Annotated in this window: 5 protein-coding genes; 2 read left to right on the forward strand and 3 right to left on the reverse strand. The window is 35.2% G+C overall.

Features of this window, described 5'->3' with window-relative positions:
- Window positions 1–88 precede the first annotated feature (88 nt).
- Together ACTNA4_RS15855 and ACTNA4_RS15860 are read left to right on the forward strand one after the other, a co-directional pair.
- A complete protein-coding gene (locus ACTNA4_RS15855; RefSeq protein ID WP_441031098.1) occupies window positions 89–835 on the forward strand; it encodes a hypothetical protein in 747 nt (248 codons plus the stop codon).
- Window positions 836–894: 59 nt separating this feature from the next.
- Entirely contained in the window at window positions 895–1239 is a 345-nt protein-coding gene (locus ACTNA4_RS15860) for a hypothetical protein (RefSeq protein WP_171332420.1), read from the forward strand.
- Between the two features lie 91 nt (window positions 1240–1330).
- Here the strand turns inward: ACTNA4_RS15860 and ACTNA4_RS15865 are convergent, their stop codons facing one another.
- The 3 genes from ACTNA4_RS15865 to ACTNA4_RS15875 form a co-directional block, all read right to left on the reverse strand.
- Window positions 1331–1543: a DUF6070 family protein gene (locus ACTNA4_RS15865; RefSeq protein WP_221400448.1), complete on the reverse strand. Its 213-nt coding sequence runs from the start codon at window positions 1541–1543 to the stop codon at window positions 1331–1333.
- A gap of 38 nt (window positions 1544–1581) precedes the next feature.
- The gene (locus ACTNA4_RS15870; RefSeq protein ID WP_221400431.1) at window positions 1582–1842 is read right to left on the reverse strand and encodes a hypothetical protein; all 261 of its coding nucleotides are present in this window, start codon (window positions 1840–1842) and stop codon (window positions 1582–1584) included.
- A 116-nt stretch (window positions 1843–1958) separates the two neighbouring features.
- On the reverse strand, window positions 1959–2855 hold the full coding sequence (locus tag ACTNA4_RS15875) for a hypothetical protein (protein WP_441031102.1): 897 nt from the start codon (window positions 2853–2855) through the stop codon (window positions 1959–1961).
- Window positions 2856–3005: the final 150 nt, after the last annotated feature.

Here is a 3005-nt window from a genome sequence, read left to right on the forward strand (position 1 = left end):
CGACAATTCCATTATACCAAACGGAATGTATTTATGCCTTTTTTATTGGCTGAAATATTGAATTTTCAAGGTTCAGCACACCTTAGAGGTGTGGGAAGTTTTAGTTATTTATAATAACCCCACAGAGGTTTACTCTGCCAATGTAAAAGCCAGAACTGTTAATGCAAGTTCTGACTTGTATGACTATTATCCTGTTTTGGAAGAAGCCAATTATGCCGCCGTTGCTCAATTGGCACAGCTTAGACAATTTGTTCAGTCTGATGCCAGTGTGTGTAGCGATGGTGATTACGGTTTTATTGATTGGGGAGATATGCCCTCCGGTACATATGATTGGGATATGGTTGCAAATGCAGCATCCACAGATTGGGCAACCACAGGTGAATTTAGTTCGATTGCAAAAAACCACTGTGGTGCCACTGCGGTTACAAATTTTGCATTGTACTTTGCAAATTGCGGTTATTCAAATCTGAAAATCAATTCTTCTGTCTATGATACATTTGTTGCTGTTCACAAGATTGTTGGCAATGGTCCGGTTATGACTATTGCCGATGAAGCAAAAGAATATTTCACTGATCGTGGTTATACGTTAAAGACTAGTTCTGTTGGTAGTTTCTCTGGTATTCAGACTGCAATCGGAAATGATCGTCCTTGTGGTATCCTATTAGCAAATGCTATTGTTGATTGGCATTGGGTGATTTGTGTAGGTTATCGAGCATATAATTCTGGCGGTAGTTATATGAGAGTTGTAGATGGTTGGAATGATACGACACTTAAATTCTATCTTTGCAATTCTGGTTCTACTTGGATTTCCGCAACACAGTATTGGGTGGCTTGACCGACCGAATATTTTACTGCTTAGAGATAAGGAATTATGAAAAAAGGAGGTGAGGAGTGATGAAAAAATTTTTTAGCATGCTTGTAATGGTGTTACTGATGATTTCATTAGCAGGTTGTTCAAAAAGTATGAATTACGTCATAGGGAATGAACCATCATTCGTTGGAACAGTTGAGGTAGTAACGGATGAATATGTTCTGGTCAATGTCAATGACGATGATGCAATATATTCTGACCATCCAAATATCCAAGTATCGTTAGATGTGGAACTTAAGGACAGTTATTTGGATTTATCGAGTGGCGACGAAATTGTTGTATATTACGACGGAAGCATAATCGATGAAAAAGCGGAAACTGTGTATGCGATTACATTAAGAACACCTGCGAATCGTGAAACACAGTAGTGCTTATAGTAGAAGATAGAATAAAGCTGGCAGTTTCAAAACTGCCAGCTTTATTTTTGTCAATTTTTAGATTATTTCCAGGATAGGATTATCAGCGTTCGTTCCACGTTATTCGTGGCTCACAGAAAGGCAAACCATATTCCGTCTGGTAAGTTACTTTGTTTCCTACATATTGGAACCTCCCATTCTCTAATGGACGTACAGTAACTTCATGCGCAAATAGACAGTCCGTCTTCAGATCTGTTGACAACATGGCAACTGTTAAGGTAAGAGTTCCATCAGAATTGATTTTATATTCAGTTATAACTCACCAAAATCTAAAATAAAATTACAAACAATTTTCTATTCAAAAGTGTTTGAATTTATCCCAACAAATTCACGGTTTTTAAAATACCCGATTTCTAATTCTAGAGGCAGGTTTTTTCTAATACAATCGTATCCATTGCCTAAAAACGAACAATTATGTGCATCTGACCCTAACACAACTTTTTTTCCGCCTAACTCAATATATTTTTTTATAATATTATATGATGGCAATGGTTCTGTACAGTCATTAGAAATTGAAGAGGTATTAATCTCTAATAAAATCTCTTTCTTTATCATTAGCTCAAGGATTGAATTAATTGTTTTTTCAGGAATTTCCCAACTATCAAAATACCTTCGAGGAAAATCTAAGTGGGCCATGGCTTGAAAAGAGTACGAAGAGATACTTTGAAGCATTAAATCGTAATATTCAAAAATTGCTTGATTCTCTGGTAAGTTTTTTGCACCAGGAAAAACGGAGTTATTACAATGATGTAGCAATCAGTTGAACCATATAAAGAAAGCAGAACAAAAAAAGGTTGATGATCACTTTGGATGGTTGTAGGGGTTACTTCAATGTTTAAGCCTTTGATATCGCCCTTTTTTTGTATATGTAAATTGTTTCTTTCCCATTTTATAGATACTCCCATTGCCAATAGAATATCTATCTCAGGTTTTAAAGTTAGCGAAATTGTTTTCTTGTTTAAATCTAAAAATGTCAAATTTGTATTATTTATTAAAGCTAACGTGGAATATGTTATAATTTCACTTATGCATTGAGTTAGATTAAATTCAATATACTGATTGGAAGAAGCCATAACATTTCCACTGCAGACAATAGAATTATCAGAGATGTCAATTTTTTTACCTATTAAGCGCAAAAAATCAATCATATCATAGACATCCGTTTTTAAATATGGATTTTTTATGATAAATTTTTGTTTGTTAACAGATAAAAGTAATGCCGTTTTAGTGGCCCCTCCTACAAGCGGTCCACTCAAATCTTCGCTAGAGTATGAAAAATTTTTTATATCTAACTCGGTTATATCGCTATTGTCACCAAAATTACCTATTATTCTATTAGATTCTATACTTATTTTGTGATTAAAACATTCAATCACTGAAGCAATATGAGAAAATGGTCTATTATGTGAATCTATCGAATCACCAATTTGACAACCTCCAGAACCATAATATTCAAATTTTCCTAATGCAATTAATAGCGCCGGGCACAAATACATAGAACCATGAATACACTTTCCTAAAAAGAAAGGAATGTTGGCATTACATATGGTACTTGCGTCAATAAACAAACGTTTGTTATATATTTTTGCAGTACCACCTAGTTCATTTGAATATTCCTGTGCGGTAACACCGCAAATCCGGCAGACGGGAAACCGTCTGTCCGGACTTGCGGGAACCGCTTATGCGAGTTTACTCGCGTAATGCTTTATCTAAGCCGT

Source organism: Bariatricus sp. HCP28S3_A7 (assembly GCF_052066375.1).
In the GTDB taxonomy this organism is placed as follows: Bacteria; Bacillota; Clostridia; order Lachnospirales; family Lachnospiraceae; genus Allocoprococcus.

Excerpts from the sequence above, each read along its gene's own strand:
- ACTNA4_RS15860 (WP_171332420.1), top strand. The coding sequence starts at position 895 with ATGAAAAAATTTTTTAGCATGCTTGTAATGGTGTTACTGATGATTTCA.
- ACTNA4_RS15870 (WP_221400431.1), bottom strand. The coding sequence starts at position 1,842 with ATGATAAAGAAAGAGATTTTATTAGAGATTAATACCTCTTCAATTTCT.